This window comes from Gordonia sp. NPDC003504 (assembly GCF_053587995.1).
In genome coordinates, this window is sequence record NZ_JBSFPC010000005.1 from 133,220 (window position 1) to 159,711 (window position 26,492).

Below are 26,492 nucleotides of genomic sequence, written 5' to 3' on the forward strand. Positions count from 1 at the left end.
CTGTCCGCCCGTGGACGCCGCCGCGACGTCATGGGTCGTGATCGATGCCCTCACGACGGATTCTGCAGATGCACCAGCGCCTGCACGTGGATGTCGGCTCCGTCGACGGCCGCTCGGATGTGCTCGATCGCGGGGTCGAGTGTGGCGGCCACCTCGTCGTAGGAGTAGCGCGGTGGTGCGGTGACCTCGATGCGGATGAGGCTGCGACCACGGTCGTCGACGGCCTTCACCGACGCCGCGTCGAACATGGTGTGCGCCGACAACTCGTCGGAGACGGCGGACGCCATCAGCTTCGGCGGCACCGTCATGATGCCGTCGGCGCCGCTGCCGGTCAGGACGAGGTCGTCGACCTTGCCTGGACGCGACGCCGCCGACAGCAGCCACAGCCCCCACAGCAGGGTCACGACGACGATGCCGAGCAGGACCGCCCACCACCAGGATGCGGTCGTCACGGTGGTTGCCCAGGTCGGGTCGAGCCGGTCCACCCATCCCTTGACGGGTTCCAGCCCGGCCTGCCAGGCGAGCGCCGCGCCGCCGACCGCGAGGAAGAGCAGGCCGAACAGTCCGACCGTCAGCCGGTGCACGATGACCGGACCTCTGTTCATGAGCGTCCCTCCTGCTCCCGCGCGACCTTCGCGCGAACGACCTTGCGTACCTTGATCTTCGGCGGATGTTTCAGTGCGGCCACCGCTTTCTCCGCCGGTGCGGTGAGCGCGGCGACGTCGACGTCGCCGGTGGTGGTGACGGTGATCCGGGCGGTGCGCCGACCCACGACGGTGGTCGCGTGTTCGACCCCGGCGACGGTGAGCAGCGACGCGCTGACGCGCCGGGCGACGTCGCCGCGGCGGGTCCACATCACCTGGTGATCCCCCAGTGGCACATGGGTTCTCCGCCGGGGTTTGACGGCGATCCACAACATCGCGAGTCCGACGATCACCAGGCCGATGGCGGCCGGCCACATCCAGGTCTGCCAGGTGCTCCGGGCGATCCAGTCGGCGGCGTTCTCCGACCACGGACTGCCGGAGATCCAGCCGAACCGCACGATGTGATCGCGGATGCCGATGGCGGCCACACCCAACAGCAGCAGACCGATGATCGAGCCGACGATCGCCGCTCCCGGGTAGGCGGCGGGTGCGAACACCTTGCCCTCGCCGATATCGGCGATGTCGGTTGCCTCCACCTCACGCGACGGTTCCGTGTCGGCCGGTGGCGTGGCATCGGTCTGGGCCGGCGGGGTCGAATCGACGGTTGCGCTCATGAGCTCACCCTCCTGTCCCGTGTGCCTGTGTGTCGTGTGTCTGTGTGTCGTGTGTCTGTGTCTCGAGCGGATCGTCGTCGCCCGGCCCATCGTCGCCGACGGGCGGCAGTGCGACGTAGCCGTCCTTGCGATCGTCGGTCTCGGTGGGCGCGACGAGCGCCGCGACGGTCACATCCACCTGCCCGGGACGGATGCCGGTCTGCCGGGCCAGTTCGTCGGCCACGTGGGTGCGGACCCGTCGGCAGACCTCGGCGACCGCACACGGCCACGACAGCGCGACGGTCACTGACACGACGGGTGCGGTTTCCGACATGTCCACGCGCGCAGACGGATACGAGGTGCCGATCCCGCCGGGCCCGAGAAGTGATGCCAGCCCACCGCTGTAGGCGATCACCCCGTCCACATCGAGCGCGGCGCGGCCGGCGATCTTGGTGCCGACCCGGCCGGCGATCACCAGGGAACCCCGGGCGTCCGCGGTGGCGGGTGCGGCGGTACCCACCCGGCGCGGGTCTTGTTTGGCACTGCCGCGGGTGACGGTGTCGTGTGCGGCTGCGGTTGCGGCCATGCTCAGCCTCGGTTCCGGCTGCGCAGCAGTGCGCCGAGGTCGATGGTGCCATCGCGTTGCAGACCCAGCGCCAACCCGATCGCCCCGAGGACCAGCGCGAGAACGAACCCGCCGAATCCGCCAGTGGTCACCGCCAGCGCGAGCAGCAGACCCGCGAACAGTCCGATCGTTGCGTTGTTACCCATCGTTTTTCACCTCTGTCATGTCATCACGTGATGAGAGTTGTTGGTGCCCGGCAGAATCGTCCTCGTCAGCGCCCTCGTCGCGCGGGGTGAGGCTCACATCCTCGACGGTGACGTCGATGGGCATTCCGGCGATCTCGCTCGCCACCTGCGACACCTGTTCGCCAACCGCACGGAGGTCGTGGCCGATGTCGACGATCACATGGACCTCGCCACCGGAATCGGTCAGGCGCACGCCGTTGACCCGGCCGCCGGGGAGGTAGGTCGCGATCTCCCCGAACAGCCCGCCGTGCAGTCCGGTGACCCCGTCGATCGCCGATACGGCGCGTTCGATCGCCTCGGCGGTGCCGGTCTCGGTGTCGGCGCCCTCGGCCATCATTGCACCCGCGGGGTGTCCGACGCCTGATCGTCATCGTCGTCACCGAAGTGGATGTCGTGCACGGTGACGTTGACCTCGGTGACCTCGAGTCCGGTCATCGACTCGATGGCGTTGATGACGTTGCGTCGGATCGCGGCGGCGAGTTCGTGGATGGCGACCCCGAACTCGGCGACGATGGAGACGTCCACGGCGGCCTGCCGCTCGCCGACCTCGACGCCGATGCCCTGGGTGGTGCTGACCGAGGTACCCGGGATCACCCCGCGAACCTTGCCGACCACACGCTCGGCGGCGCCGCCGACGTCGTGCACACCGTCGATCTCGCGGGTGGCGATGCCGGCGATCTTGGCGACCACGGCGTCGGCGATCATCGTCTTACCTCGATCACCTGCCGGCGTGTCGGTGCGGGCCAAGGCGAGGCCCTTGCCGGCGGCGTCGGTGTCGGGACCCGTTGCGGTGGTGGTCCGGGTGTCGGTCTGGGCTGCGTCGCTCATGAGAACTCCTCTGTACTCGGGCGCGGGCCGCTGCCCCATGGGCCGGCCCGCAGTGGACACTGCGGTCGTCCGGTACGCCGATCGGTGCACTCCACGTGATGAAAGACCGTGTGCGGGTCCCATCCTCGGCGAGATCCCGGTATCGGCGTGCCGGTATAGAGTCAGTCGTAGTGGAACCGAAATCTGCACGCGTGAGTTCGGGTGACCCTGATCACAGGGCACTCTCGGCCGCACCGGGGGTGCCTGCCACCGATGAGTCGCCGCGATCGCCGCTGGCCGTGGCCGACCTGTCCGACGAGGAGCTGGCGGCGGCCGCCGGAGTCGGTGACACCGAGGCCTTCACCGAGTTGGTGACCCGGCTGCTGCCGGTACTGCTGCGCTACCTCCGCCGGATGGTCAATGATCCTCAGGTCGCCGAGGATCTCGCCCAGGACACCCTGCTCGATGCGTGGCGAGGGCTACCGGACTTCGCATTTCGTTCCACGTTCAAGACCTGGATGTTTTCCATCGCGCATCGCAAGACCGTCGATCACCGCCGCAAGAAGCGCGACATCCCGACCGATGACACCCGTTTCGTCGACCTCGCCGCGGCGGAACCGTTACCGTCGGATGAGGCACTGCGGCACACCTTGGTCGACGCCCTCGGTGTCGAATTGCGGTCGATGCCACAGACCTCCCGCGCGGTGTGGTGGCTGCGTGAGGTCGAGGGCATGTCCCTCTCCGAGATCGCGCGGGTACTGAACATCTCGACCGGCTCGGTCCGGGGACACCTGCAACGCAGTCGTAAGTATCTGGCGACCCGGCTGGAACCGTGGCGGCCCGATCGCACCCACACCGGCGCACCGGAAGGAGCGTAGACATGACCTCTCGGATGGACGACGACCACACAGACGTCTGGCTGCGCGATGCCGGTCGACAACTCGACCCCGCCGACGGGCAGAACTTCGATGCGTCGCGCCTGGTGGCCTCGATCACCGCGCACCTGCCCCGCGCTCGGCGCCCCGGGCGTCCGCTGCTCACGGACTCCCCCGGCGTGTGGATCTCCGACCGTGTGCTCACCCAGGTGGTGGCCGTGCGGGTGCGGCAAACCGTGGGTCGGCTGGTGGTCGGCATCACCGCCGAGGGCAGCGACGGCCGCGTCGAGCGGATTCGGCTGGGACTCGTCGCCCGCTACCACGACATCCTGCCCGAGGAATCCGATCTGATCCGCGATGTCGTCACCGATGTGCTGACGCTGCTGCTGGGACCTGATCACGCACGCACGGCCGCCGGCGCCATCGACGTGCGCTGGGGCGATCTCGACACCGGCGAATGACGACCGGCCCGGGGCCTCCGACGGTGTGTCGGCGGCTCCGGGCCGGTGAGTCGATGTCCCTGCCGAGTCGATGTCCTTGCCGAGTCAATATCCCTGCCGAGTCAATATCCCTGCCGAACAGCCACTTCCGGGTGGGTTATGCGGTCTTGCGACTTCCCGCGCTCCACGCGTAGGGCAGTTCGGTGCCGTTGAGTTCGTGATCGCCGAGGGCACGCAGTTTGAAGATCAACGGGTTGTGCGCCGAGATCACCCGCGCGTTGCGCCAGTGCCGGTCGAGGCGAAGTCGTTCGGAGGTGATGGACGCGCCGCCGACCTCGAACAGCTCGGTGGTGGCATCGAGCACGGTGGTGATGACCGCGTATTGTGCTCTGGCCACATCGAATTCGAGATTGTCGAGCAGCGCCTCGTCGGTCGCCCCACCGTCGAGGAGCAGATCGAGCTTCTCGGCGATGTCAAGGACGAGGGTGCGGGAGGTGTATGCGGCCGAGGTCAGTCGGCCGATGACCTGCTGGACCAACGGATCCTCACGGGGCAGATCCGCCGAACCGTGGGTGAAGGTGCGGGTGCGCGCACGTACCCATTCGACGGTGTCATCCAGTGCGCGGGCGGCGATCCCGGCGAGTACGGACAACTGCACCAGCTGCAGGTACGAGGTGGCGTAGGTGCGGCCGGGCGCGCCGTATCCGGCACCGAGAAGCCGTTCCGGCCGGACCTGGACGCCCGTGAATTCCGTTGTGCCACTGGCGGTCAGACGCTGCCCGAAGCCGTCCCAATCGTCGTGCCGGTGCACGCCCTCGGCGTCGGCGTCGACCAGCACCGAGACACGTTCGCCATTGTGGTCGGCGGCCACCAGAATGTGATCGGAGTAGAGGCTGCCGGTGCTGTAGTACTTGGTGCCGTCGAGCCGGTATCCGCCGTCGACGTCGGTGACGGTGGTGCGGTAGCGGTCCACCGCACCGACACCGGGTTCGGTGATCGCGTTGCCGACCAGCGTGCCGTCGGCGACGGCCCGCAGCCACTGTTCACGCTCGGCCGCGTCGGTGGAGAGGAGCTGATCCTCGACGAAGGACCAGTGCACCCGCAAGGCCTGGGGCAGGTTGGATTCCGCGGTCGCCAGGTCGATCAGGAGGCGGAACAGCGAGCGCACCGACGCCCCGTACCCACCGAATTCGACGGGCACACGCAGTGCACCGAACTTGACGTCCTTGAGCCAGCCGATCTCGTCGTGGGCCAGTCGCCGGTCTTCTTCGCGGCTCACCGCCCCCTGCGCGATCCGGGCGAACACCGGGGCGAAGATCTCGTCGAGGTCGGTGTCGGTGTATTCACGAACGGTCGTGGTGCTCACGTAGTTCCTTTCATCGCGAACCAAGCCACGACAGTCTGCCCCCGCGGCAATCTCGCGCCCACCCTTGCGATCACCGCGCGCGTAAGCACGATTCGGGTCTCATCCCTCCCGGATGATTGTCGGCCGCCATATCGCGGCGACCCTCCCGGATCCGGCATCTCTGGCCTAACATCACCGTTTGCGACACCACCTGTGTGCGTCCGCGGATTCCCGTGTGCGGCACCGGTCCGGACGAGAGGCACCACGATGGCCAAAGGCCACAAGTCGAAGCCCACGGAGATGGCGATCCGGATGGACGCCCCGGCATGGTCGATGCCGCGCGGCACCATCATCCTGATCACCCTGGCCGGTCTGGTGGTGGCGGTGGCGGGCATCCGGTCGATCGCGGGTCTGGTGGCGCCGATCTTCCTGGCGATGATGCTCACCGTCGCGGTGTCCCCGGTTGCGAGTTGGATACGCCGGAAGGGCGCACCCGCGTGGGTGGCATTCCTGGTCACCCTGCTTTTGGTCTATGCGATCATCATCGGGCTCTTCGCGTCGCTGGCCTTCTCCATCGCCCGGTTCGCGACGATCCTCCCCACCTACAGCGACAAGTTCAACGACCTCGTCAAGCAGTTCCAGGACTTCCTCACCTCCCACGGTGTGAGTCAGCAAAAAGTGCACGACATGGTCCACAACGTGGACTCCAGCAAGATCATCAGTGCGGTCGGCGACGTCGTGTCCTCCACGGCCGGTGTCGCCTCGATGCTGGTGCTGGTCCTCGCACTGCTGCTGTTCATGGCCGCCGACACCGTCAACTTCGGTGACCGCATCACCATCCTGACCGCCGAACGGCCGGATATCGCCGCCGCGTTCAGCGCCTTCGCCCAGGCCACCCGCAGCTACCTCTGGGTGTCGACGGTGTTCGGTCTGATCGTCGCGGTCTTCGACAGTGTCGCCCTCGCGATCATCGGCATTCCGCTGCCGATCCTGTGGGGCCTGCTGTCGTTCATCACCAACTACATCCCCAACATCGGGTTCATCATCGGTCTGGTCCCGCCGGCCCTGCTCGGGCTCCTCGATGGCGGCGTGTCCCAGATGATCGTGGTGATCGCGGTCTACAGCGTGATCAACGTGGTGATCCAGTCGGTGATCCAGCCGAAGTTCGTCGGCGACGCTGTCGGATTGTCGACGACGCTGACCTTCGTGTCGCTGATGTTCTGGGCGTGGGTGCTCGGGCCGCTCGGCGCGATCCTCGCAGTACCGCTGACCATCATGTGCAAGGCCCTGCTGCTCGACATCGACCCGTCGACCCGCTGGGCCGACGTGCTGCTGAGCTCCTCGCTACCCAAGCGCGGTGATCCCGCCACGCCGGCCGACGATGACGCGAGCACGCCCGACGCCCCGGCGGACGACGCCGTCGGCGCGTCGGTTCCCGACGCCGACCGGCCCGGCGACGGCGATTCGCCCGCCGGCCCGGCCGATCCGCCCGCGGATGACGCCTCGGACCGCGGCTGATCATGCAGTGGGCCGAGCCGCACCCCGGCGGCCCTCAGCTGTCGGTCCACACCGGCGTGCGCTTGCCCAGGAACGCCGACATCCCCTCCTGCGCGTCGCAGGTGACCGCATTGGTCGCCATCGTCTCCGCCATGAGTTCGTAAGCGCGCGACTCACTCTCATCGATCTGCCGGTAGAACGCACGCTTGCCGATGGCGAGGGTGGACGCACTCGACGAGGCGATCCGCAGGGCGAGCTCTCGCACGGTCTCGGCGAGCTTCTCGGGGGCGACCACATCGTTGACCAGACCCCAGTCGGCGGCGGTCTGCGCGTCGATGGGGTCACCGGTCATCAGCATCTTCATCGCCCTTTTCCGGCCGACGGCGCGGGTCAGCGCCACCATCGGCGTCGAGCAGAACAGCCCGATGCGCACGCCGGGGGTCGAGAAGGTCGCCGCCGACGAGGCGATGGCGAGATCACACGTCGCAACCAGCTGACATCCCGCCGCGAAGGCCGCACCGGCGATCTCGGCGATCACCGGTTTGTCGAGTTCGTGGACGGCGGTCATCATCTCCACGCAGGTGTCGAAGACGGCGCGCTCGTCGTCGAGGGTGCGCTCGACGAGCTCGCCGAGGTCGTGTCCGGCCGAGAATGCGGGTCCGTAGCCGCGGATGATGACGACGCGGACCGCGGGATTCTCGGCGAACGCCCGCAGGGCTGCGGTGATCGCACGCATCGTGCCCGTCGACAGGGGGTTGCGGCGACGCGGGTTGGCCAGCGCGAGAATGCCCAGTGGGCCGTCCACGATGGTCTCGATCGATGCTGTGTCCGTCTGCGTCATGCCGATGCTCCTCGAGGTGCGGTGGTCCCCGGATTCCGATGCGGTGTCCGGTGGTGGCCGCCAATCAGACTGCCTCACCGGGCCCGGTTCACGCTCGCGATCGCGGCAGCGCCGGAGCCGCATCGAGGAGCCACAGGGGGCCACCAGCCGCGGTGACGGGCACCACATATCGGCCGTGACCTTGGTCACGTCAGGGGCGGATCGCTCGCCGGAATGCCGCCGACCGACACGCCGCGATGCGCAGGGGTTTCCCGGTGGGTTCACAGCGTTATCTCACCGTGATCAACAAGCCGCAGGTCGCGATGTCCGACGTGACCTTGCCGTTACCGAGCCCGTATGGTCGCCACCGGTCCGAGAATCACCCACCCCACACCGGGTGGATGAGAGGAGGAAAGATGACGACCACCATGAAGAAGCTCGCCGTCCGCGCCGGAGTCATCGGCGCCCTGGCCGTGGCACCTTTCGGAGTCGCCACCGCGACCGCGTCGGCCGACACCGGCCACAACTGGGATGCCGTCGCACAGTGCGAGAGCGGCGGAGACTGGGGCATCAGCACCGGCAACGGCTACTACGGCGGCCTGCAGTTCACGCAGTCGACGTGGGAGGCCAACGGCGGCTACGGCAACCCGGCCAACGCCTCGCGCGAGGAGCAGATCCGCGTCGCGGAGAACACCCTGGCCACCCAGGGTCCCGGCGCCTGGCCGGTCTGCGGCCAGTACCTCTGAGGTAGCGCCGCGCCACACGCATGACGGCGAGGGGGCGATCCACATCGTGGGTCGCCCCCTCGCCCATGTCTGACGCCGCCGCGCGGTCTCGGGCGTCAGCCGCCGACGCCCGGCCGGCCGTCGTCCGCGCGGTCGGCGACGACGTCGGGCCCGGCCGGGTCCGCCGCGTCGGCGCGCGTGATCAGCCGCGCCACCATCGGGAACACCAGCACGGTCGTGGCCCCGGCCGCCACCAGGGTGGAGGCCAGGGTCTGCGACATCAGTTCCGCCGCAACAGCAACCTGCGTGACGGCGACGATGATCGGCAATCCCGTCGCCGCGTACAGCGCCAGCTGCACGCGTTCCCGTCCCACCCGCAGACTCGCCTCGTGGGTGATCGTGCGTTCGGCGATCCATACCGGAAGCCCGCGCGCCACACCGATTCCCAGCACCAGCAGCACCCACACCAGCGGTTGCGAGATCACCGCACTGGGATCGATGTTCATGCCCGAGGTCACGAAGAAGGCCGGGATCAGCATGCCGAAACCGATGGTCTCCAACCGTTCGACGACCGTCGTCCCTTGAGGCAGCAAGCGGCGCAACACGATTCCCGCCGCGAAGGCACCGAGCACCACGTCGAGGTCGAAGACCGCGGCCACGGCCATCAGGGCCGCGAGCAGCGCCACCACCACCCGAACCGGTAGCTGGAAGGTGCCGCCGTTCATCTCCTCGACGGCCGCACGCAGGGCCGGGACGTGGGCCGCACGACGCGGAACGGCGGCGATGACCACCGCGGCCGCAGCGAACAACACCAGCACGAACGCCGCCGAGCCCACACTGCGGCTGGTCAACAGCAACGACATGGCGATGATCGGGCCCAGTTCGCCGACAGCACCGTGCGACATCACCGCACGCCCCAACGGCTGATCGAGCAGTCCGTCGGACTTGATGATCGGCAGCAGGGTGCCGAGTGCCGTCGACGTCATCGCGATGGCGATCGCGACATGGGCGGAGAAGTCGCCGATACCGGTCAGCACGGCCACCACCGCGGTCGCGATGAGCAGACTGATCAGCCAGGTACCGCCCGCCACCGCACCCGGCTTGCCGCGCAACAACTGCGGATCGAGTTCGTATCCCGCGAGCAGGAACAGCATGCCCAGACCCAACTGACTGACCGCCGACACCGATGCCGGGTCCGCGAAATCGAGAAGGTGCGGACCCACCACCATCCCCAGCACCAGCAGGACGACCACCTCCGGCACGTACCGGCGGGTTGCGCGTGCGACCAGTGGTGCGATCACCGCGGCCAGGGCGATCCAGAACAAGGTGACGGCGCTGGTGCGGTCGGGACTGACCGCGGCCTCGGCGAGTGTGAGCACCCGCATCATCCTGCCGCAGGCGGCGAGTCCGGGTGCAGTCGATGGTCCTGCAGGGCCCCGGTGTCTGTGCCTAAGATTGCCCATGTCCTCCCCCAGCACGCCGACGACGGCGGGCCCTGACGTCGACCCGTCCGTCCAGCCCGGAGCCGACCGGTGCACGTTGTCGATGTCGCTGCTGATGACGCCGGACCTGGCGAATTTCGCCGGGAACGTGCACGGCGGAGCACTGCTGAAACTCCTCGACCAGGTCGCCTACGCCTGTGCCATTCGGTACTCGCGGCACTACGCCGTCACGCTGTCGGTGGATCGGGTCATCTTCCGCGAACCGATCCGCGTCGGGGAACTGCTGATCCTGTCGGCGTCGGTCAATTTCACCGGCCGCACGTCCATGGAGGTCGGCATCCGGGTGGAGACCGAGTCGATCCAGACCGGGGAGCGCCGTCATACCAACAGCTGCTACTTCACGATGGTCGCGATGGGCGACGACGGTCGCCCCATCGAGGTACCGCAGCTGAATCCGCAGACACCGGTGGCCCAGCGACGATTCGCCGAGGCGAAGGCGCGCCGCGAGGCGCTGCGCTCAGCGCAGTGAGTTCACCAGTGCCGCTGCATATCAGCCGCGATCGGCGCCGTTGTCGGCATCTCCGTCGCTTGAATCCAGCGCGGATCCTTCCAGCGCACTGACGGCGATCCCGTACGGGAGGAAGCGGACCCGGCGCTTGGGGTCGGTGTTGTGCTGATTGGCGCGCAGCGCGTCGATCTCACTGGAGAACACCTGCTCGACTCGGGCACCGCCCGGCTCGTCGACAACGAACACGGCCCACACGCCGGCGCCGGCCTCGCCGGCGGTCTTCGGCTGGGGTGCGGACCGTCGCGCCGACGATCCCTCCATGAACGTCGAGAACACACTCGCCGCACCGGGTTCGGACATCGCACGTCCGAAGACCTGCCGCAGCCCTTCCCCGGCTTCCCGCGCGAAGCGGTCGAAATCCTCGGGATCGAATCCGAAGGGTCCGTTCTGACCAGCCATCGAGGGCCTCCCTTGTCGCGGCCCGGCATCGGTGACAGGCATCTACTGCGATCCAGTGTGCCGACGGACGAGCGACTTCGCCACCACATGGCGGGGCCGGCCGGGTTCGGATCCGAGTGCCGCAGTGGTGTGCTGCTCATCGTCGGATGCGAACCCGCGCAGTTTCTCTGTGGACTTGTCAAAGAACGAAGACTTGTGGTGGCCCGTTTGGTACCGGGTCAGACGTCGCGCGCTGGTCTGTTGCGGGGGTGGGTCAGGCGGCGTCGTCGAGTCGCATGGTGCGGCGGTTGTAGGCGGGCTGAGGACGTTGCTTGGGGTCGACGGTGGCTGGTGGGATGAGCCATGGGTGTCGGTCGGCGCCCATGATGACGGCCCATCCGCCGTGGTGGATGTCGTCGTGACACGACGGGCAGAGCAGGCATCCGTTGTCGAGGTCGGTGGCGCCGCCCTCGCTCCACGCCTGGATGTGGTGGGCGTGGCAGCGGGAGGCGGGTGCGCCGCATTTGATGCAGCCGTCGTCGCGGACGATGTAGGCCTTGCGTTGGGCGTTGGTGAAGAACCGTTTGCGGCGGCCGACGTTCAGTGGGACGCCGTCACCGTTGGTGGTGATGTCGGTGACGGCACTGTCACAGCTGAGCATGTCGGCGGTGGATTCGGTGACGGGCCCGGAGTGCGGCAGTGAAGCTGCGGCCGGGTCGTCGGCGGAGCGGATCATGAGGACCTCGAGGCGGGCGGTGGTGGGGATGGTGTCATCGGCCAGGCCGCGGACGGCCGCGTCGAGGAGGGTTTCGAGGGCGTCGGCTTGGCGGCGTTCGGTGGAGCGGGGATCGTTGCTGCCGTCGGGTTGGGGTACGGGGGCGGACAGCACGTCGATCGCGGTGCACAGTTTCTCTCCGACGGTGACATCCAGGTCGGCTTTCACGGCGAGTCGTCCGTCCGCATCATGGTGCAGGGACAGTTCGTTGACGCTGCGGTCCTCGGCGGCGGGGAGGCCGCCGTCGGCGTCGGCGGCGAGGTGGTTGCCGAGTTGTCGGGCGTACTTCTGGATGTCGGAGGGGGCCATTCCGGCTCCGGCGTGGGAGAGCAGGGTGATGGTGTGGTCGTGCCGCATGTCGGAGGTGACGTCTTCGGGGGAGCGGTGGGCGATGTGGGTCAGTCCGCGGATGATGGCGTCGGCGTGTTCGGAGCTGAGGGAGCCGAGTGCGGTGCTTGCGGTGACGCGGGGGATGTCGGTGGCGGCGGCTAGTCTGAGGTAGCGCTGTGCGACGGCGGGTGGATATCCCATGCAGATCAACAGTTCTCGGAGTTTCCGTCCTTGGCGGGTGGCGACGTGGAGTTGTTCGAGGTGTCCGGTGAACACCACGCACAGGTGGTCGACGAGGTTGCGGATGAGGCGCAGTTGGGTCATCACCTCGGTGGCGTGCCGGTCGGTCAGCGACTTCTGGTCGATGCTCGGTTCGGTGAGGTTGTCGATGATGACGTCGAGAATCTCGGCGAGATCGTGGTCGCTCATTCGTCCCCCTGTGTGAGTGCCGCTGCCATCTATTATAGCCGATCACCAGTTCGCCATGGGGTGGATCACAAGATGAATATGTAACGGTTGCAATGCATTTCGTACCTTCAGTGAACAGTTTCCCCTGCGGTGAACTGTGGTGAACGCAAGCCCCTGTGGTGAACAGAATTCACACGGGCGCGCATGTACGCCCCTCCGACGAAGCCCCGACCCGATCAACAACTCAGCGCGCGGTGCGCAGGCCCGCCGAGAGTCGCTCGAGAACCATTCGCGCGGTGAGTAATTCAGCTTCAGAGAGGGATGAATCCGCGGAAGCCTGGTCGAGAGCACCGGTCAGTCGCCGCCGCCAGAAGTCGTGGAGTCGCGCGATCGAGGTCTCGGCTCGTCGTGTCGCATACAACCGCACCGACCGCGCGTCGTCGGGATCGGGACTGCGTCGCACCATGTCCTTGGCCTCCAGTGAACGCAGCACGGCCGAGAAGTTGCTGCGCTTGAGGCCCGTCGCCGTGGCCCCCTCGGCGGGACACGTCCCGGGATTGTGATGAATCCAGCGCATCACCAGGACTTCGCTGCCATTGAGCGGAACGACCCCACTGACTCCGGCCGGCCCATGGGGTTCGATCTCTCGTGCCACCCGCAGAACCACCTCGGCGATATCGACGAGAAGGTTCACGCTCAACCCGGCGTGGCCCATCGACCCCGCAGCAGGGCCGTACGATTCGACATCACTCATTTGAATATGATCTCATAACTATATGGCCTCGTCGACCACCGCGTCCGTGACCAGCGAACCGCGCACCGAGCGAGCGATCACCGGTCCGCTGCTGCTGGTACTCGCGCTGCTGTCGGCGGTCGCACCCTTCGCCACCGACCTGTACCTGCCCGCATTCCCCGAGATGACCGGCGAATTGTCGGCCTCGGCGACCGCCATCCAGCTGACGCTGACCGCCTTTCTGGTCGGCGTGACGACCGGGCAGTTGGCGTTCGGCCCGCTGTCGGATCGGTTCGGTCGTCGCGGTCCCCTGCTGTTCGGCGCAGCACTGTGCGTGGCCGCCGGCATCGTCGCGGTGATCGCGCCGTCGGTGGGCGTCCTGGTGGCCGCACGCTTCGCGCAGGGATTCGGCGGTGCGGCCGGAATGGTGATCGGCCGGGCGATCATCTCCGACCTGGCAGCCGGCCGGGCCGCGGCACGGGCGTTCAGCCTGATGATGATCGTCGGTGGCGTGGCCCCTGTCCTCGCACCACTGCTGGGCGGATTCCTGGTGAACCCGATCGGCTGGCGCGGGATTCTCGGTGTGGTACTGGGCATTTCGGTCCTCATGCTGGTGTCGATCATCGGCGTCGTCCGCGAGACACTGCCCCCGGACCGACGTCGGCGCGATGCCGCGGCCACCACCGCCACGGCCGCCGCCGCGGCCTCACCGCGTGAGCTGCTCCGGCCGGGATTCCTCGGCTACGCCGGCACATTCGCGTTCTCGTTCGCGGTCATGATGGCCTACATCTCCGCGTCGCCGTTCGTCTATCAGGACATGATCGGACTCAGCAGCGGCGGCTACGGGCTGGCATTCGGCGCCAACGCGCTCGCCCTGATGGCCATCAGTGCACTGGCCGCACGACTGGTCGCCACCCGCCAGGTCCGCCACCTGGTCGGCATCGGACTATCGGTGATGTCGTTGGCGGTCATCACCTTCGGGATTCTCGTCGTCACCGCCGCACCGGCGATGTGGCTGGCCGTGCCACTGTTCGTGATGGTCGGGAGCCTCGGCATGATCTTCGGCAACGCGACCGCCCTGGCGATGTCGGCGGTCGGCTCGCACGCCGGCAGCGCCTCGGCGGTGCTCGGCGCGCTGCAATTCGGTCTCGGCGCACTGGTGTCCCCACTGGTCAGCATCCAGGGCCCGGACACCGCCGCCCCACTGGCCGTGGTCATGCTGATCGCCGCCGTGATCGCGATCGCTTCCTTCCTCGCCGCCGGACGCGGGAGGCCGACACCGGTCCCCGAACCCGTCTGACACGGACAGATCCGGGCCGACCCCGCTACTCCCACCCGGCATCGTGGACGAGGATCGCCACCTGAACCCGGTTCGCGACACCGAGTTTCGCGAAGATGTGGGTGATGTGTGCCTTGACCGTCGCCACGCTCATGTAGAGCGCCGCCGCGATCTCCGCATTCGATGCCCCCTTGGCCAACCAGATCGCCACGGTCCGTTCCCGTTCGGTCAGCGAGTCGAGGTTCGCCCGGGCCCGGACCGTGCCCGCGCGGTCGGGGGAATCCACCACCTGCTTGATCAACGCCGCCGTGACCGACGGACTGAGTGCGGGCTGACCGGCGAGCACATCGGCGATCGCCGCGACGATCTTCTCCGGCGGGGTGTCCTTCAGCAGGAATCCGTCGGCGCCGACGGCCAACGCACGCATCACATAGTCGTCGGCGTCGAAGGTGGTCAGCACGATGACCGCGGGCGGTGCCTCGAGTTCCTTGAGCGCCACGGTAGCCGCGATCCCGTCCATCACCGGCATCCGCAGATCCATCAGCACCAGATCCACCGGATCGGCGGCGAAGACCTCCAGTGCCGCACGACCATCGGGTGCCTCGGCCACGATCGACAACGCCGGATCGCCACCGAGCAACAACTTCAGCCCCGATCGGACCAGTGGATCGTCGTCGACGATCATCAGACGTGCCATGGCGGTCACCACTCCCTCACTCGGGCGCACCCGTGCCGGGCAGCCACACATGCAGAATGAACATCCCGTCGTCGGTGCGCGTCGTCGAGTGCCGACCGCCGCTGAGTTCCACTCGTTCGGCGACACCGATCAGCCCGAGACCCGAACGCGGCAGGGCCGCGGGGACACCGCCGATCGGCAACGGATTGACCACGAGCAGATCCACACCCGACTCGCGGCCCGCCTCGATCCGCACGGTCACCGCCGACGACGGAGCGTGCTTACGCGCGTTGGTCAACCCCTCCTGCACACAGCGATACAGGGTTCGCACGGTGCTCGCCGGCATCTCGTCGAGATCCGCTGTGCGCGTGTAGGTCACCCGAATACCGGTGTCGTCGGCCGCTGCGACGAGATCATCGATCTCGGCCGGACCCACCTGCGGCTGCTCCGGATCGGCGTCACCCGGACCCTCACGCAGCACGCCGAGCACCTCACGCAGTTCGGTCAGCGCGAGCCGGGAATTCTCCTCGATGGTCCTCGCGGTGTCGGCCACCTCGTCCGAGCTCAGATCGGTACGGTAGGCCAACGCCCCGGCGAACATGCTGACGGTCGAAATCCGATGCGCCAGAACATCATGCATCTCCCGTGCGATACGCGCCCGCTCCACCGAGCGCGCCTGGGCGACCTTGGCCTGCTGCTCCTGTTCGGCGAGCATCGCCCGAGATCGCCAGGTGGCCAGCAGTTCTCGACGCGATCCGATGTACATACCCCAGGCCACCATGACCGCGGTGATGGCGGTGAGGAACACCAGCAGCACCAGAAGGGGTTCTCTCGCACCGCCATCGCTCGACGTCCGGAAGATCTCCTCGGACATCAGCCCGCAGACCAGACCCAGCACGGCCTGCGGGATGATCTCCCGCCAGCGCCGCCGCGTCGACAGCGACACCAGGGCGAGCGCACCGGCACCGGTCGAACTCAGTGACACCGCACCACACAGGGTGGTGAACGTGCACACCAGAACCGGGTGCGAGCGCCGCCACCAGGTGGCCACGTAACTCGCCACGCCGAGTCCGAGGTCCACCGCCAACCACCACGTGGTACCGCCCAATCCGGTGTCGGCCCGTGAGCTCACCACCAGGCCCGAGATCGCCAGCATGAGCAGCAGACGCCAGATGTGACTCCACCACGTCAGTGGTGGTTGATAGTCCTCGGGGCGCACCCCCTCACCGTAGTGGGGGGCAACCCTGATCCGCGTCCCACCGGCGGCCACCGTGCATCCGACTTTGGTCGTAGACCGATCCCGGCCTCATGCCCGATGCACACGACCATTCGTCACGCCGACGATGGGACACATGATCACCGTCACCGAACTCACCAAGCGATACGGCGAGTACACCGCCGTCGACAACGTCACCTTCACCTGCCGATCGGGGCAGGTCACCGGCTTCCTGGGCCCCAACGGCGCAGGGAAATCGACCACCATGCGCGTGATGACCGGGCTCACTCCCGCGACGTCGGGCACCGCACTCATCGACGGGGTCGCCTACCGCGACATCCCGAATCCGGCTGCCGAGGTCGGCGTCCTGCTCGACGCGTCCGCCCAGCATGCCGGGCGTACCGGCGACGAGATCCTCCGCCTCGCGGCCATGACCATCGGCGCACCCCGCAGCCGGGTCGACGACATGCTCGAACTCGTCGGCCTCACCCCGGACGAGGCGGGACGACGCGTCCGGAACTACTCCCTGGGCATGCGTCAGCGTCTCGGTCTGGCCAACGCGTTGATGGGTGACCCACGCATCCTGATCCTCGACGAACCCGCCAACGGTCTCGACCCCGCAGGCATCCACTGGATGCGGTCACTGCTGCGCAACTACGCCGATCGCGGTGGCACCGTCCTGTTGTCGTCCCACCTGCTCCACGAGATCGAGATCATCGCCGACGACCTCGTCGTCATCGGCAACGGCCATATCGTCGCCCAGGGCACCAAGTCGGAGTTGCTCGCCGGCACCGGCACCGTCGTCGCCTCCACCGACGACCGAACACTGGCTGACGCGCTCGATCGCGCCGGCCTCACCGTCACGCAGACCGCGACCGGTGGCCTGTCCGTGGACGCCGAACCCGTCGACGTCGGACGCATCGCCGCCGAACACTCCATCGCGCTCACCGAGTTGCGGCGCGGCGACGGAGCACAACTCGAGGAGATGTTCTTGTCCCTGACCGCCGATACCCAACGCGAACAACGACTCACCGCAGGAGCCTTCTGATGACCGCACTCGCCGCATCCCCCACCGCCACCATGGCCGTCGCCCCCGAACGGGCCACCGCCATTCCGATGAGCCGTCTGATTCGGGTCGAACTCCGCAAGCTCGTCGACACCCGTGCCGGATTCTGGCTCGCCGCCTCCATCGGACTCGGCTCGGTGATCGTCATGGTCGCCATGCTGATCGCCAACCGCGACAACCCCGCGAACCTCACCTTCGGCCAGTTTTTCGGCATGATGAACATCCCGATCAGCATCATTCTGCCGGTGATGGCGATCCTGCTGGTCACCGGTGAATGGAGCCAGCGCACCGCACTGACCACCTTCACCATGGAACCCCGCCGTGAGCGCATCGTCGCGGCGAAGCTGACGACGGCGCTCCTCGCGGCCGTCGGGGCCGTCGCGGTGGCGCTGGCCATGGGAGCCCTCGGCAACGTGATCGCCGCGATCGCCCTGCCAGACCCGGCGGGCGCGTGGTCGTTCACTGCCGCCGGACTCGTCAATTCCTTTGTCACACAATTGTTCGGCCTGCTCCTCGGTTTCGGGTTCGCCGCCCTGTTGCTCAGTACTCCCGGTGCGATCGTCGCGTACTTCGCCCTGCCCACCCTGTTCACCCTCATCAGCCAGGTCGTCCCGTGGTTTGCCGACCACCTCGGCCAGTGGATCGACATGGCCGCCACCCAGGAACCGTTCCAGACCGAGTTCTGGCCGAGCGGCGGCGAGTGGGCCAGGATCGCGGTCACCGCGCTCATCTGGATCGCCGTCCCCCTCGCGATCGGTGTCGCACGCATCCTGCGCAGTGAGATCAAATAGATCTGCACCCGCAGATGACGGCGAAGTGTCAGAGAATTCTTGATGTTTCGCTTGGCCTCCTCTCAGCGAGCGTCGGCAACGTGGTCTGGTGACCAGCGATCCCCATTCCGAGACCACCGGACCGGGCACCACCGGACCGGACACCACCGGACCGATCGGACCCCAGCCGACCATCCCGATGACACAGGGCGCCCACCCCGGCCCGACCGCCGACGTCCCGCCGGAGTGGCGCCGTCCGGACACGCAGTGGACCGACCCGTATCCTCCCGGCACCCACCAGGTGCCGGGAGGATACGCGCCGCCGCCGATGCCTCCGGTCACCGGAGTGCTGCCGCACCACGCCGCACCTGCACCCGTCGCGCGACGGAGATCGACGCTGAAGCCGATCATCGCCACCGCCCTCATCGCCGGCCTCTTCGGCGGGGCGGTGGCGCTCGGGGGCGCCACGTTGATCGATCACACCACCACCGCTACACCACAACTGGGGACGGCGGCCACCGCTCCGGCGCAACCGTCACAACCGGGCTCGGTGACTTACGCGGCGGCTCAGGCCTCGAAGTTCACCGCGGACATCGAGGTGGCGACGGCCCAGGGCACCGCGATCGGCAGCGGGATCGTGTTGTCCCCAGACGGCTACGTCCTGACCAACAATCACGTCGTGAACGGTGTGGGTAGCGGTGCCCGGATCCAGGTCACCACTGCCGATCAAAACACCCATGCGGCAACGGTTATCGGCACCTCACCGTCCTACGATCTCGCGGTCATCAAGCTGCAGAACGTATCCGGTCTCACCGCGGCACCACTGGGCAGCTCGGCGAATCTCCAGGTCGGCGAGCAAGTCGTCGCCGTGGGCAGCCCCGAGAGCCTCTCGAACACGGTGACCTCCGGCATCATCAGCGCGCTGTCGCGGACGGTGACCGCCGGCGACGAGCAGGGTTCGCAGGTGACGGTGTACAACGGCCTGCAGACCGACACGCCCATCAATCCCGGCAATTCCGGTGGGCCGCTGGTCAACCTGTCCGGACAGGTGATCGGCGTCAACTCGGCCGTCGACACCGGCCAGTCCGCACAGGGTGGCGTCCAGGCATTCGGCCTCGGTTTCGCCATTCCCATCGACACCGCACGACGCGTCGCCAACGAACTACTCCAGGACGGGAAGGCCACCAAACCCGTTCTGGGCGTGACCGGTTCGATCAGCGATACGCGCAATGCCGCCGCCGGCGGGGTCAGTGGCGCGCAGGTGACCGGCGTGACCCGCGACGGCGCCGCGGCAGCGGCGGGTATCGGTGCCGGCGACGTCATCACCAAGGTCGGCGACCAAAAGGTCGACTCGTATGCCGATCTGATGGCCCAAGTCCTCACCCACACGCCCGGTGAGTCCGTCCCGGTGACCGTGTCCGGCAGCGGGGGCGAACGCACCGTGTCGGTGACGCTCGGCAGCGCCGTCGACACCGAGCAGACCACGGTGCCCGGCAACGGCACACCCTGAGCGCCTCGAGACCCGACGACGAGCAGCCGTCACCGCAGGATGAATGTCACTGCGGCGGCGGCCACCTCGTCGAGGTCGTCACCGAGGTGACCGCCGATCCACTGTTCGGCGAGCGCGGTCATCGCACCGGTGTACATCGCCGCAGCCACTCTGCCGCCCACGACATCCCGACCCCGACCACCCGAGATCTGCTGTCTGCTCAGCGTTTCCGCGAGCACCGAGGTCATCAGCAGTTCCTCGGTGGCCGCTCGGCGCTCCGCCAGCACCGGATTGGCCCGACCGTGGGTGAACAGAATGCGGCCACGGCGCACGTCCTGCGAGCAGAATCCGAGAACCGCACGGATTCCGGCGGCCGTACGCGCCCGAGCCGAACGGCCGGCGGCCGTCACCGCCGCCGACACCTCCCCGGCCAAGTCCCGTGCGACCTCGTCATAGACTGCTCCGAGCAATTCGTCGACGCCGGTGAAACTCTCGTAGAAGTATCGCGTGTTGAACCCGCAGGCGCGGCAGACCGACCGCACCGACAGGACATCGGGGGTCTCGCCGCCGACTTCGGCAAACGCGGCATCGATGAGCCGGGCGCGCCGATCGGCACGCCGATCACTCAGGGGCACCCCCGCCCATCGGGTCGCATTCGCCATCGCATCACCGTACGACGGGATCGGCGCCCGGCGAAACCCTGGTCACGTCCGTGACCAGAATGTAGTCTGGGTACACCTGTGACCAGACCCTCTTACCCGGGAGGCCCTGCCGATGTTGTCGCTCGCCACACTGCCCCGCCGGGTCACACCCACCGGCCCGCTGCGCCTGCCCGAGTTGCCGGTCGTGCCCGTCGGGTCGCCGGTCCCCCTGCCACACCAGCTCCTCGGACAGTGGTTCAACCAGTTCTTCGATACCAACGTGCGCTCGAAGTTCTTCCGCGGCATGGTGTTCGATCAGCCCACCGGCGATCCCGGGTGGTTCGGTCCCGACAGCGCCACGTGGTATGTCCACTCGCACACGCCGGCGCTGATCTTCGGCCTGCAGTGCGCGTCGTATCTCGAACGCCTCGATCCGAGCATCTACTGGATGGGAATGCACCATTCCCGACTCGTCGAGCAGTCCGACGACCCAGCAGCACTGCCACGTCTCGATCCCGACGGCGCGGCCACCCGACTCGGCCACTCGCTCGCCTTCTTCATCGGCACCGCCTACGGCACCACCGACACCGCCGAACGTCTGGCGCGAACCGTGCGCGCGATGCACCACACGATCAAGGGCACCCGGCCCGACGGCGCGGCCTACGACGCCGACGACCCGGACTGGTTGCGCTGGAACTATGCGACGGTCGTCTGGGGAATCGCCACCGCCCACGAGATCTATCACCCGCGCCCGCTGCGCGGCGACGACCTTGATCGGTACTACGCCGAGTTCGTGCGCGTCGGGCACGCGTTGGGCGCCACCGACCTGCCGGCGACCAAGGCCGACACCCTCACCTGTCTGCGGGAATATCTTCCCCGACTGTCCCTCACCTACGGCGCCGCCATGGCGACCGGCAGCAACGTCACCGATCCCACTCAGGCCGCCGTGGACTGGGCCATCCGCGACACCATGCCACGGTGGGCGGCCCAGTTGGTGATGCACCGGCCGCCGTCACCGATCGAACGGCGCGCGCGTCGCGCGATCGTGTGGAGTCTGCTCAACGGTCTGCGGGCCACGATGGGCGACACCCCGGAGTTCGAGCAGGCCCGACGGCGGGTGCCGGCCGGGACGACCGCCGACCACACCGCGCCCACACACGTTCCTGGTAGCGACCTCCCACTGGATCGGACCGAGGTCGAGCGCCGCATCTCCGCCGCCCAGTTCTGAGTCGCCGGGCGATCAGGCCCGCGACAGCCGCTCGAATCGAGCCAGATGCGCATCGGCGGAACCGAATTCGTACTCGATGACAGTCAGCCGACGGAAGTAGTGTCCCACCGCCAGTTCCTCGGTCATCCCCATCCCGCCGTGCAGTTGCACCGCGTTCTGCCCGATGAACCGTGCCGCCCGACTGATCGTGGCCTTGGCCGCCGACACCGCCGCCGCACGTTCGGCCGGTTCAGAATTCAGTGACAGTATCGCGAGATACTGTGCGGCAACGGCCTGTTCGAGTTCGATGTACATGTCCACCATGCGATGGGCCAGTGCCTGGAATCCGGCCAGGGGGCGGCCGAACTGCTGACGCTGCTTGGTGTACTCGACGGTGTCGGCCAGCACCTTGCGCATCAGGCCGACGGCCTCCGACACGACCGCCGCGGTGGCGGTGTCCCAGGCCTGCTCGAGCAGGCCCAGTGCCTCCTCGCCGGAGGCGATGAGCGCCGAATCCGGCAGGCGCACACCGTCGAGGTTGATGTCGGCGGCCTGCCGGTCGTCGACGGTGCGGAACGCGTGCAGCGTCAAACCGTCCGGTGTCGCGTCACCGAGCGGGATCAACAACAGCGCGGTGCCGTCGCGGTCGTCGGCCTCGCCTGCGGTGCGCGCGGTCAGGATCAGATGCCCGGCGATCGGGGCGGTGGTGACAACGGTCTTGGCGCCGTTGATGATCCATTCGTCACCGGAGCGATCGGCGGTGGTGGTGACGTGATGGAGCCGACCGCCCGAACCCTCCTCGAGTGCCGCGGTGGCGAGCAGTTCGCCGCCCTCGGCGACGGCACGGGCCACCGCGAGGGCGCCTTCGTGTCCGGTCCGGGCCAGCAGGGCCGCACCCAACACCACGGTGTCGACGAACGGCTCGACGACCAGCGCATGGCCGAGCGCCTCGGTGACCACCATCAGTTCCTCGGGGCCGCCGTCGAAACCACCGACCGACGACGGAAGGCAGGCGCCGACCACGCCCAGTTCGTCGACGAAGGCACGCCAGATCGCCGGCTGCCAGCCGTCGCCGACCTTCGCGGCCTTGCGGCTCTCGGTGAGGTCATATCGGGAGTCGAGAAATTTCGTGAGTCCGTCGGAGAGCAACTGCTGCTCGGCGGTGAGATCGAAGTCCATGGGTTCCTACTCGGTATCGGGCCGCGCGGCCGGTCAGAATTGGGGCAGGCCGAGAGCGGCCTTGGCGAGGATGTTGCGCTGAATCTCGTTGCTGCCGGCGTAGATCGAGCCGGCGCGATCGTTGAGGTACAGCAGCGGCGCAACCGCCTGCCACGGTTCGCCGGAGACGTATCCGTCGGCCGGAGGCACGTAGTCGGCGATCGGGCCGCCCGGCTTGGCCGCAACGGGCTGGTAGGCGCGACCGCGGGTTCCGGCCGCCTCCACGGCGAGGGTGGTGATCTCCTGGCTCAGTTCGGTGCCGAGCACCTTGAGCATCGACGAGATGGCACCCGGGTTGCGGCCGGCGTTCATCTCCGCGAGGGCACGGAACTCGAGAATCTCGAGAACCTTGGCGCGTGCCCGCGCATCGGAGATCTTCGCGGAGAACGCCGGATCGTCGGCCAACGGAACGCCGGCGGGCCCGATGACCGTCGCCGCGTGCTCGGTGAGGTTTTCCACCATCACCTGCAGGGCGGGTGCGGCCGCGCCGCCGCCACGCTCGAACACCAGCAGGTACTTGGCGACGGTCCAGCCGTCGTCGATCTTGCCGAGGACATTCTTCTTGGGCACGCGAACTCCGTCGAAGAAGACCTGCGCCTGCACCTTCTCACCGGAGGCCATCACCAAGGGCTGCACCTCGATGCCCGGCGAGTTCATGTCGATGAGGACGAAGGTGATGCCCTCCTGCTTCTTCCCGGTGCGTGAGGTGCGCACCAGGCAGAAGATCCAGTTCGCCTCTGCGGCATGGGTTGTCCAGATCTTCGAGCCGGTGCAGACGAGGTCGTCACCGTCCTCAACGGCCGACATCGACAACGACGCGAGGTCCGAGCCGGATTCGGGTTCGGAGTAACCCTGGCAGAAGAACACCTCCCCGGTGAGGATGCCGGGCAGGAAGTAGTCCTTCTGCTCCTGGGTGCCAAAGGCGATGATCGCGTGGCTCACCATCCGGATACCCATCGGCGAGAGCGCGGGCGCACCGGCGAGCACCGATTCCCGGCTGAAGATGTAGTGCTGGGTCAGCGACCAGTCACAGCCGCCGTGCTCGACCGGCCATGCCGGAGCGGCCCACCCCCGCTTGTGCAGGATCGCCTGCCACTCCATCGACGCCTCGTGGTCGGTGTAGACGCTGGTGCGCAGGCGGCCCGCCTCTCGCAGCTCTCGCGTGAGTTCGGCGTCGAGGAATTCGCGCACCTCGTCGCGGAACGCGATGTCCGCGTCCGAGAAGTTCATGTCCATCGGTGTGCCACCTTGTCCGTGTCGGCCAGTATGCGTATCACATATATGATCGCACTCAATCTACGACATAGATCACTCTGCGTACACCGCGGGGCCGCCTCACACAGCCCATGCGCGAACTCAACTCCGCAGCGCCGTCGACGGTGGACGGCCGTACCGTCGTCGGTACGCCGCCGCGAACCGGCTCGCGCTGCTGAATCCCCAGCGGGCCGCGATGTCGCTGACCGTTCCCGCGCAGGCCTCCACGTCGCGGTGTGCCCGCGCGAGCCGGATGTCACGCAGCGCCACCGTCGGACTCACCCCGAGATGTTCGGCGAACGCTTCCTGCAGGCGCCGCACACTCGTCGGCGCCTGCGCGGCCATCTCCGCGAGGGTCCACGGATGCGCGGGGTCCGCTTCGAGGGCATCGAGGACACGTTTGACCGTGCGCGGACGCAGCGGCCGCGCGGCGTCGACGGGTTCGGGACCCACCATCAGCAGGAACGCCGCCGTGACCGCGGTCGCCAGTTGTGGACCGACCAGCGGATTCGCCAGCAGATCGACGGGTTCACGTTGCTGCGCCGACAACGCGGTCACCAGGTTGAGCCACGAGCGGCCCTCGTCGGTCCGCAGGTCGACCTGCTCGGGGAGGACCAGTCGTCCGTGCGAGCGCGCCGCGTGCACGCGGTCGGCCTCCCGCTCCAGATGAGCGGCGTCGAACTTCACGCCGATCACGTCACAGTCGGCCGTCCAGCGACTGATCAGCGACGCCCGGCCCGCGGTGAACACGGTGCCCCGGCCGGGTGTCGACACGATGTCGGTGACGTCACCGCGCGACGCCCGCGACCGGGAATGCAGGCGTCCCGACAGCGGGATGTTGACCTCGTAGGCACCCGGATAGGCGCATTTGATCGCGACGTCGGTGCCCCAGGACAGGCGGCCGATGGTCACCGCGCCGAGTTCGACGGTCTGCAGCGACAGGTCGACCTTTCCGTCGCCGTCGAGATCGGTGAGCTCGTGCGGGAAGTACGCAGCGGCGACCGCCCGGTGGGCGCTGTCCCAGTCACGGGTGGCGGAGCCGTCACCGTGAGCGCGTTCGGTGGACATCGAGTGCGTCTTTCGGTCTGTTCTGGAGTCGGCGGGCTGAACCGACCCACACCTTGTCTACCTCACAGTCACCCGCGATAGCGATGCCCGTCACAATCTCGCCGCGCATTTCGTACCACCGCCGCGTGGTCGGTGTCGTGGACCGACGCCGCACACCCCTACCGTCGGCGACACGTCATCAGTCCCCGACTTGTGAGGAACGCACCATGACCACGACGCTGACCTGGATCGACGAGATCACCATGACCGAACTCGAACGCAACCCGTACCCGGTGTACGAACGGCTGCGGGCCGAGGCACCGCTCGCCTACATCCCGGTGCTGGGCTCCTACGTCGCCAGCACCGCGGAGATCTGCCGGACGATCGCCACCAGCGATCGGTTCGAGGCGATCATCACCAAGGCCGGCGGCCGTACCTTCGGGCATCCCGCCGTCATCGGCGTCAACGGGCCGATCCAAGAGGACCTTCGGTCGATGGTCGATCCGGCCTTGCAGCCGCAGGAGGTCGATCGGTGGATCGACGATCTGGTCCGTCCGATCGCGCGACGCTACCTCGAGCAGTTCGAGGACGTGGGCAGCGCCGAGTTGGTGGCCCAGTACTGCGAACCGGTGAGCGTTCGCGCCCTCGGAGACCTGCTCGGACTGCACGACGTCAGCTCCGACACGCTGCGCGAGTGGTTCCACAAACTGTCGCACTCGTTCACCAACGCCGGGGTCGACGAGAACGGCGAGTTCACCAACCCGGACGGATTCCGTGAGGGCGACGCGGCGAAGGCCGAGATCCGGGCGATCGTGGACCCCAAGATCGATCACTGGATCGCCCATCCCGACGACAGCGCGATCTCGCACTGGCTGCACGACGGGATGCCCGACGGCCAGACCCGCGATCGCGAATACATCTACCCGACGCTGTATGTGTACCTGCTCGGCGCGATGCAGGAACCCGGCCACGCGATGGCCTCCACCTTGGTCGGACTGTTCACCCGGCCCGATCAGATGGAGCAGGTCGTCGACGAGCCCGGCCTCATCCCGCGCGCCATCTCCGAGGGCATGCGCTGGACCTCCCCCATCTGGTCGGCGACCGCGCGGGTCGCGATCACCGACGTCGAAGTGGCCGGCGTCGAACTGCCGGCGGGCACCGTGGTGCTGATGTCATATGGGTCGGCCAATCACGACAGCGCCACCTACACCGCGCCGTCGGAGTACGACCTGTCGCGACCACCGCTGCCGCACTTGGCCTTTGGTGCCGGAAACCACGCCTGCGCCGGCATCTACTTCGCCAATCACGTATGCCGGATCGGTCTCGAGGAACTCTTCGAGTCCATCCCGAACCTCGAGCGTGACACGTCCTCCGACGTGGAGTTCTGGGGCTGGGGTTTCCGCGGACCGACCTCGTTGAACGTGGTGTGGGAGGCCTGA

Annotated in this window: 29 protein-coding genes; 11 read left to right on the forward strand and 18 right to left on the reverse strand. The window is 67.8% G+C overall.

All coding sequences use genetic code 11. The features are described 5' to 3' along the window. Positions 1 to 50 precede the first annotated feature (50 nt). Genes ACWDPV_RS11715 through ACWDPV_RS11740 form a run of 6 tightly spaced genes read right to left on the reverse strand, consistent with a single transcriptional unit; the run spans position 51 to position 2,875 of the window. Entirely contained in the window at positions 51 to 605 is a 555-nt protein-coding gene (locus tag ACWDPV_RS11715; protein WP_449743096.1) for a hypothetical protein, read from the reverse strand. Then, positions 602 to 1,258: a DUF6286 domain-containing protein gene (locus ACWDPV_RS11720; protein ID WP_449743097.1), complete on the reverse strand. Its 657-nt coding sequence runs from the start codon at positions 1,256 to 1,258 to the stop codon at positions 602 to 604. The genes ACWDPV_RS11715 and ACWDPV_RS11720 overlap by 4 nt, the downstream gene beginning before the upstream one ends. Before the next feature lie 4 nt (positions 1,259 to 1,262). Then, positions 1,263 to 1,823 carry an Asp23/Gls24 family envelope stress response protein gene (locus ACWDPV_RS11725; protein ID WP_449743098.1) on the reverse strand — a complete coding sequence of 187 codons (561 nt, stop codon included), beginning with the start codon at positions 1,821 to 1,823 and terminating at the stop codon, positions 1,263 to 1,265. A 2-nt stretch (positions 1,824 to 1,825) separates the two neighbouring features. Continuing rightward, positions 1,826 to 2,008, reverse strand: a complete 183-nt coding sequence (locus ACWDPV_RS11730) for a DUF2273 domain-containing protein (protein WP_348809073.1) — start codon at positions 2,006 to 2,008, stop codon at positions 1,826 to 1,828. Then, entirely contained in the window at positions 2,001 to 2,384 is a 384-nt protein-coding gene (locus tag ACWDPV_RS11735; RefSeq protein WP_449743099.1) for a hypothetical protein, read from the reverse strand. The genes ACWDPV_RS11730 and ACWDPV_RS11735 overlap by 8 nt, the downstream gene beginning before the upstream one ends. Further along, a complete protein-coding gene (locus ACWDPV_RS11740; RefSeq protein ID WP_348807203.1) occupies positions 2,381 to 2,875 on the reverse strand; it encodes an Asp23/Gls24 family envelope stress response protein in 495 nt (164 codons plus the stop codon). Before ACWDPV_RS11740 ends, ACWDPV_RS11735 begins: the two co-directional genes overlap by 4 nt. Positions 2,876 to 3,114: 239 nt before the next feature. Here ACWDPV_RS11740 and ACWDPV_RS11745 point away from each other — a divergent pair, with 239 nt between their 5' ends. Both ACWDPV_RS11745 and ACWDPV_RS11750 read left to right on the forward strand, forming a co-directional pair. Further along, complete coding sequence (locus ACWDPV_RS11745; protein WP_348807202.1) at positions 3,115 to 3,732, forward strand: RNA polymerase sigma factor; 618 nt, start codon at positions 3,115 to 3,117, stop codon at positions 3,730 to 3,732. Positions 3,733 to 3,734: 2 nt separating this feature from the next. After that, on the forward strand, positions 3,735 to 4,190 hold the full coding sequence (locus ACWDPV_RS11750; RefSeq protein WP_449743100.1) for a hypothetical protein: 456 nt from the start codon (positions 3,735 to 3,737) through the stop codon (positions 4,188 to 4,190). A gap of 136 nt (positions 4,191 to 4,326) precedes the next feature. Here the strand turns inward: ACWDPV_RS11750 and ACWDPV_RS11755 are convergent, their stop codons facing one another. Then, positions 4,327 to 5,535, reverse strand: a complete 1,209-nt coding sequence (locus ACWDPV_RS11755; RefSeq protein ID WP_449743101.1) for an acyl-CoA dehydrogenase family protein — start codon at positions 5,533 to 5,535, stop codon at positions 4,327 to 4,329. Between the two features lie 312 nt (positions 5,536 to 5,847). On the opposite strand from ACWDPV_RS11755, the gene ACWDPV_RS11760 reads away from it, so the two are divergent. Further along, positions 5,848 to 7,032 (forward strand): AI-2E family transporter, encoded by a 1,185-nt coding sequence (locus ACWDPV_RS11760; RefSeq protein WP_449743273.1) that lies wholly within the window; start codon positions 5,848 to 5,850, stop codon positions 7,030 to 7,032. A gap of 34 nt (positions 7,033 to 7,066) precedes the next feature. On the opposite strand, the gene ACWDPV_RS11765 is transcribed toward ACWDPV_RS11760, so the two are convergent. Continuing rightward, positions 7,067 to 7,852 carry an enoyl-CoA hydratase gene (locus ACWDPV_RS11765; protein WP_449743102.1) on the reverse strand — a complete coding sequence of 262 codons (786 nt, stop codon included), beginning with the start codon at positions 7,850 to 7,852 and terminating at the stop codon, positions 7,067 to 7,069. 395 nt (positions 7,853 to 8,247) lie between these two features. Here ACWDPV_RS11765 and ACWDPV_RS11770 point away from each other — a divergent pair, with 395 nt between their 5' ends. Beyond that, on the forward strand, positions 8,248 to 8,577 hold the full coding sequence (locus ACWDPV_RS11770; RefSeq protein WP_348807197.1) for a transglycosylase family protein: 330 nt from the start codon (positions 8,248 to 8,250) through the stop codon (positions 8,575 to 8,577). Positions 8,578 to 8,672: 95 nt separating this feature from the next. On the opposite strand, the gene ACWDPV_RS11775 is transcribed toward ACWDPV_RS11770, so the two are convergent. Next, positions 8,673 to 9,941 carry a cation:proton antiporter gene (locus tag ACWDPV_RS11775; protein WP_449743274.1) on the reverse strand — a complete coding sequence of 423 codons (1,269 nt, stop codon included), beginning with the start codon at positions 9,939 to 9,941 and terminating at the stop codon, positions 8,673 to 8,675. Positions 9,942 to 10,101: 160 nt separating this feature from the next. On the opposite strand from ACWDPV_RS11775, the gene ACWDPV_RS11780 reads away from it, so the two are divergent. After that, on the forward strand, positions 10,102 to 10,527 hold the full coding sequence (locus ACWDPV_RS11780) for an acyl-CoA thioesterase (RefSeq protein ID WP_449743275.1): 426 nt from the start codon (positions 10,102 to 10,104) through the stop codon (positions 10,525 to 10,527). Positions 10,528 to 10,548: 21 nt separating this feature from the next. Here the strand turns inward: ACWDPV_RS11780 and ACWDPV_RS11785 are convergent, their stop codons facing one another. From ACWDPV_RS11785 to ACWDPV_RS11795, 3 genes are all read right to left on the reverse strand, one after another. Then, on the reverse strand, positions 10,549 to 10,965 hold the full coding sequence (locus ACWDPV_RS11785) for a hypothetical protein (protein WP_348807195.1): 417 nt from the start codon (positions 10,963 to 10,965) through the stop codon (positions 10,549 to 10,551). Positions 10,966 to 11,218: 253 nt separating this feature from the next. Then, entirely contained in the window at positions 11,219 to 12,478 is a 1,260-nt protein-coding gene (locus ACWDPV_RS11790; RefSeq protein WP_449743103.1) for a DUF222 domain-containing protein, read from the reverse strand. A gap of 223 nt (positions 12,479 to 12,701) precedes the next feature. Beyond that, positions 12,702 to 13,211 (reverse strand): MarR family winged helix-turn-helix transcriptional regulator, encoded by a 510-nt coding sequence (locus ACWDPV_RS11795; protein ID WP_449743104.1) that lies wholly within the window; start codon positions 13,209 to 13,211, stop codon positions 12,702 to 12,704. Between the two features lie 22 nt (positions 13,212 to 13,233). Between ACWDPV_RS11795 and ACWDPV_RS11800 the strand changes: the two genes are divergently transcribed. After that, positions 13,234 to 14,490 carry a multidrug effflux MFS transporter gene (locus tag ACWDPV_RS11800; RefSeq protein ID WP_449743105.1) on the forward strand — a complete coding sequence of 419 codons (1,257 nt, stop codon included), beginning with the start codon at positions 13,234 to 13,236 and terminating at the stop codon, positions 14,488 to 14,490. Positions 14,491 to 14,515: 25 nt separating this feature from the next. Here ACWDPV_RS11800 and ACWDPV_RS11805 read toward each other — a convergent pair whose 3' ends face one another. Continuing rightward, positions 14,516 to 15,166, reverse strand: a complete 651-nt coding sequence (locus tag ACWDPV_RS11805) for a response regulator (RefSeq protein WP_449743106.1) — start codon at positions 15,164 to 15,166, stop codon at positions 14,516 to 14,518. 16 nt (positions 15,167 to 15,182) lie between these two features. Beyond that, entirely contained in the window at positions 15,183 to 16,364 is a 1,182-nt protein-coding gene (locus ACWDPV_RS11810; RefSeq protein WP_348804271.1) for a sensor histidine kinase, read from the reverse strand. Between the two features lie 124 nt (positions 16,365 to 16,488). Between ACWDPV_RS11810 and ACWDPV_RS11815 the strand changes: the two genes are divergently transcribed. From ACWDPV_RS11815 to ACWDPV_RS11825, 3 genes are all read left to right on the forward strand, one after another. After that, on the forward strand, positions 16,489 to 17,409 hold the full coding sequence (locus ACWDPV_RS11815; RefSeq protein ID WP_449743107.1) for an ABC transporter ATP-binding protein: 921 nt from the start codon (positions 16,489 to 16,491) through the stop codon (positions 17,407 to 17,409). Then, positions 17,409 to 18,218, forward strand: a complete 810-nt coding sequence (locus ACWDPV_RS11820) for an ABC transporter permease (RefSeq protein WP_449743108.1) — start codon at positions 17,409 to 17,411, stop codon at positions 18,216 to 18,218. Before ACWDPV_RS11815 ends, ACWDPV_RS11820 begins: the two co-directional genes overlap by 1 nt. Before the next feature lie 376 nt (positions 18,219 to 18,594). Then, the gene (locus ACWDPV_RS11825) at positions 18,595 to 19,707 is read left to right on the forward strand and encodes a S1C family serine protease (RefSeq protein ID WP_449743276.1); all 1,113 of its coding nucleotides are present in this window, start codon (positions 18,595 to 18,597) and stop codon (positions 19,705 to 19,707) included. A 29-nt stretch (positions 19,708 to 19,736) separates the two neighbouring features. Here ACWDPV_RS11825 and ACWDPV_RS11830 read toward each other — a convergent pair whose 3' ends face one another. Continuing rightward, positions 19,737 to 20,348 (reverse strand): TetR/AcrR family transcriptional regulator, encoded by a 612-nt coding sequence (locus ACWDPV_RS11830; RefSeq protein ID WP_449743109.1) that lies wholly within the window; start codon positions 20,346 to 20,348, stop codon positions 19,737 to 19,739. Positions 20,349 to 20,460: 112 nt separating this feature from the next. Here ACWDPV_RS11830 and ACWDPV_RS11835 point away from each other — a divergent pair, with 112 nt between their 5' ends. Further along, on the forward strand, positions 20,461 to 21,555 hold the full coding sequence (locus ACWDPV_RS11835; RefSeq protein WP_449743110.1) for an oxygenase MpaB family protein: 1,095 nt from the start codon (positions 20,461 to 20,463) through the stop codon (positions 21,553 to 21,555). Between the two features lie 12 nt (positions 21,556 to 21,567). Here ACWDPV_RS11835 and ACWDPV_RS11840 read toward each other — a convergent pair whose 3' ends face one another. The 3 genes from ACWDPV_RS11840 to ACWDPV_RS11850 all read right to left on the reverse strand — a co-directional run bounded on the left by ACWDPV_RS11840 (position 21,568) and on the right by ACWDPV_RS11850 (position 25,074). Beyond that, a complete protein-coding gene (locus ACWDPV_RS11840) occupies positions 21,568 to 22,713 on the reverse strand; it encodes an acyl-CoA dehydrogenase family protein (protein ID WP_449743111.1) in 1,146 nt (381 codons plus the stop codon). A gap of 33 nt (positions 22,714 to 22,746) precedes the next feature. Beyond that, complete coding sequence (locus ACWDPV_RS11845; protein WP_449743112.1) at positions 22,747 to 23,988, reverse strand: acyl-CoA dehydrogenase family protein; 1,242 nt, start codon at positions 23,986 to 23,988, stop codon at positions 22,747 to 22,749. 120 nt (positions 23,989 to 24,108) lie between these two features. After that, positions 24,109 to 25,074 carry an AraC family transcriptional regulator gene (locus ACWDPV_RS11850; protein ID WP_449743113.1) on the reverse strand — a complete coding sequence of 322 codons (966 nt, stop codon included), beginning with the start codon at positions 25,072 to 25,074 and terminating at the stop codon, positions 24,109 to 24,111. A 206-nt stretch (positions 25,075 to 25,280) separates the two neighbouring features. On the opposite strand from ACWDPV_RS11850, the gene ACWDPV_RS11855 reads away from it, so the two are divergent. After that, positions 25,281 to 26,492, forward strand: coding sequence for a cytochrome P450 (locus tag ACWDPV_RS11855; protein WP_449743114.1), 1,212 nt, complete (start codon positions 25,281 to 25,283; stop codon positions 26,490 to 26,492).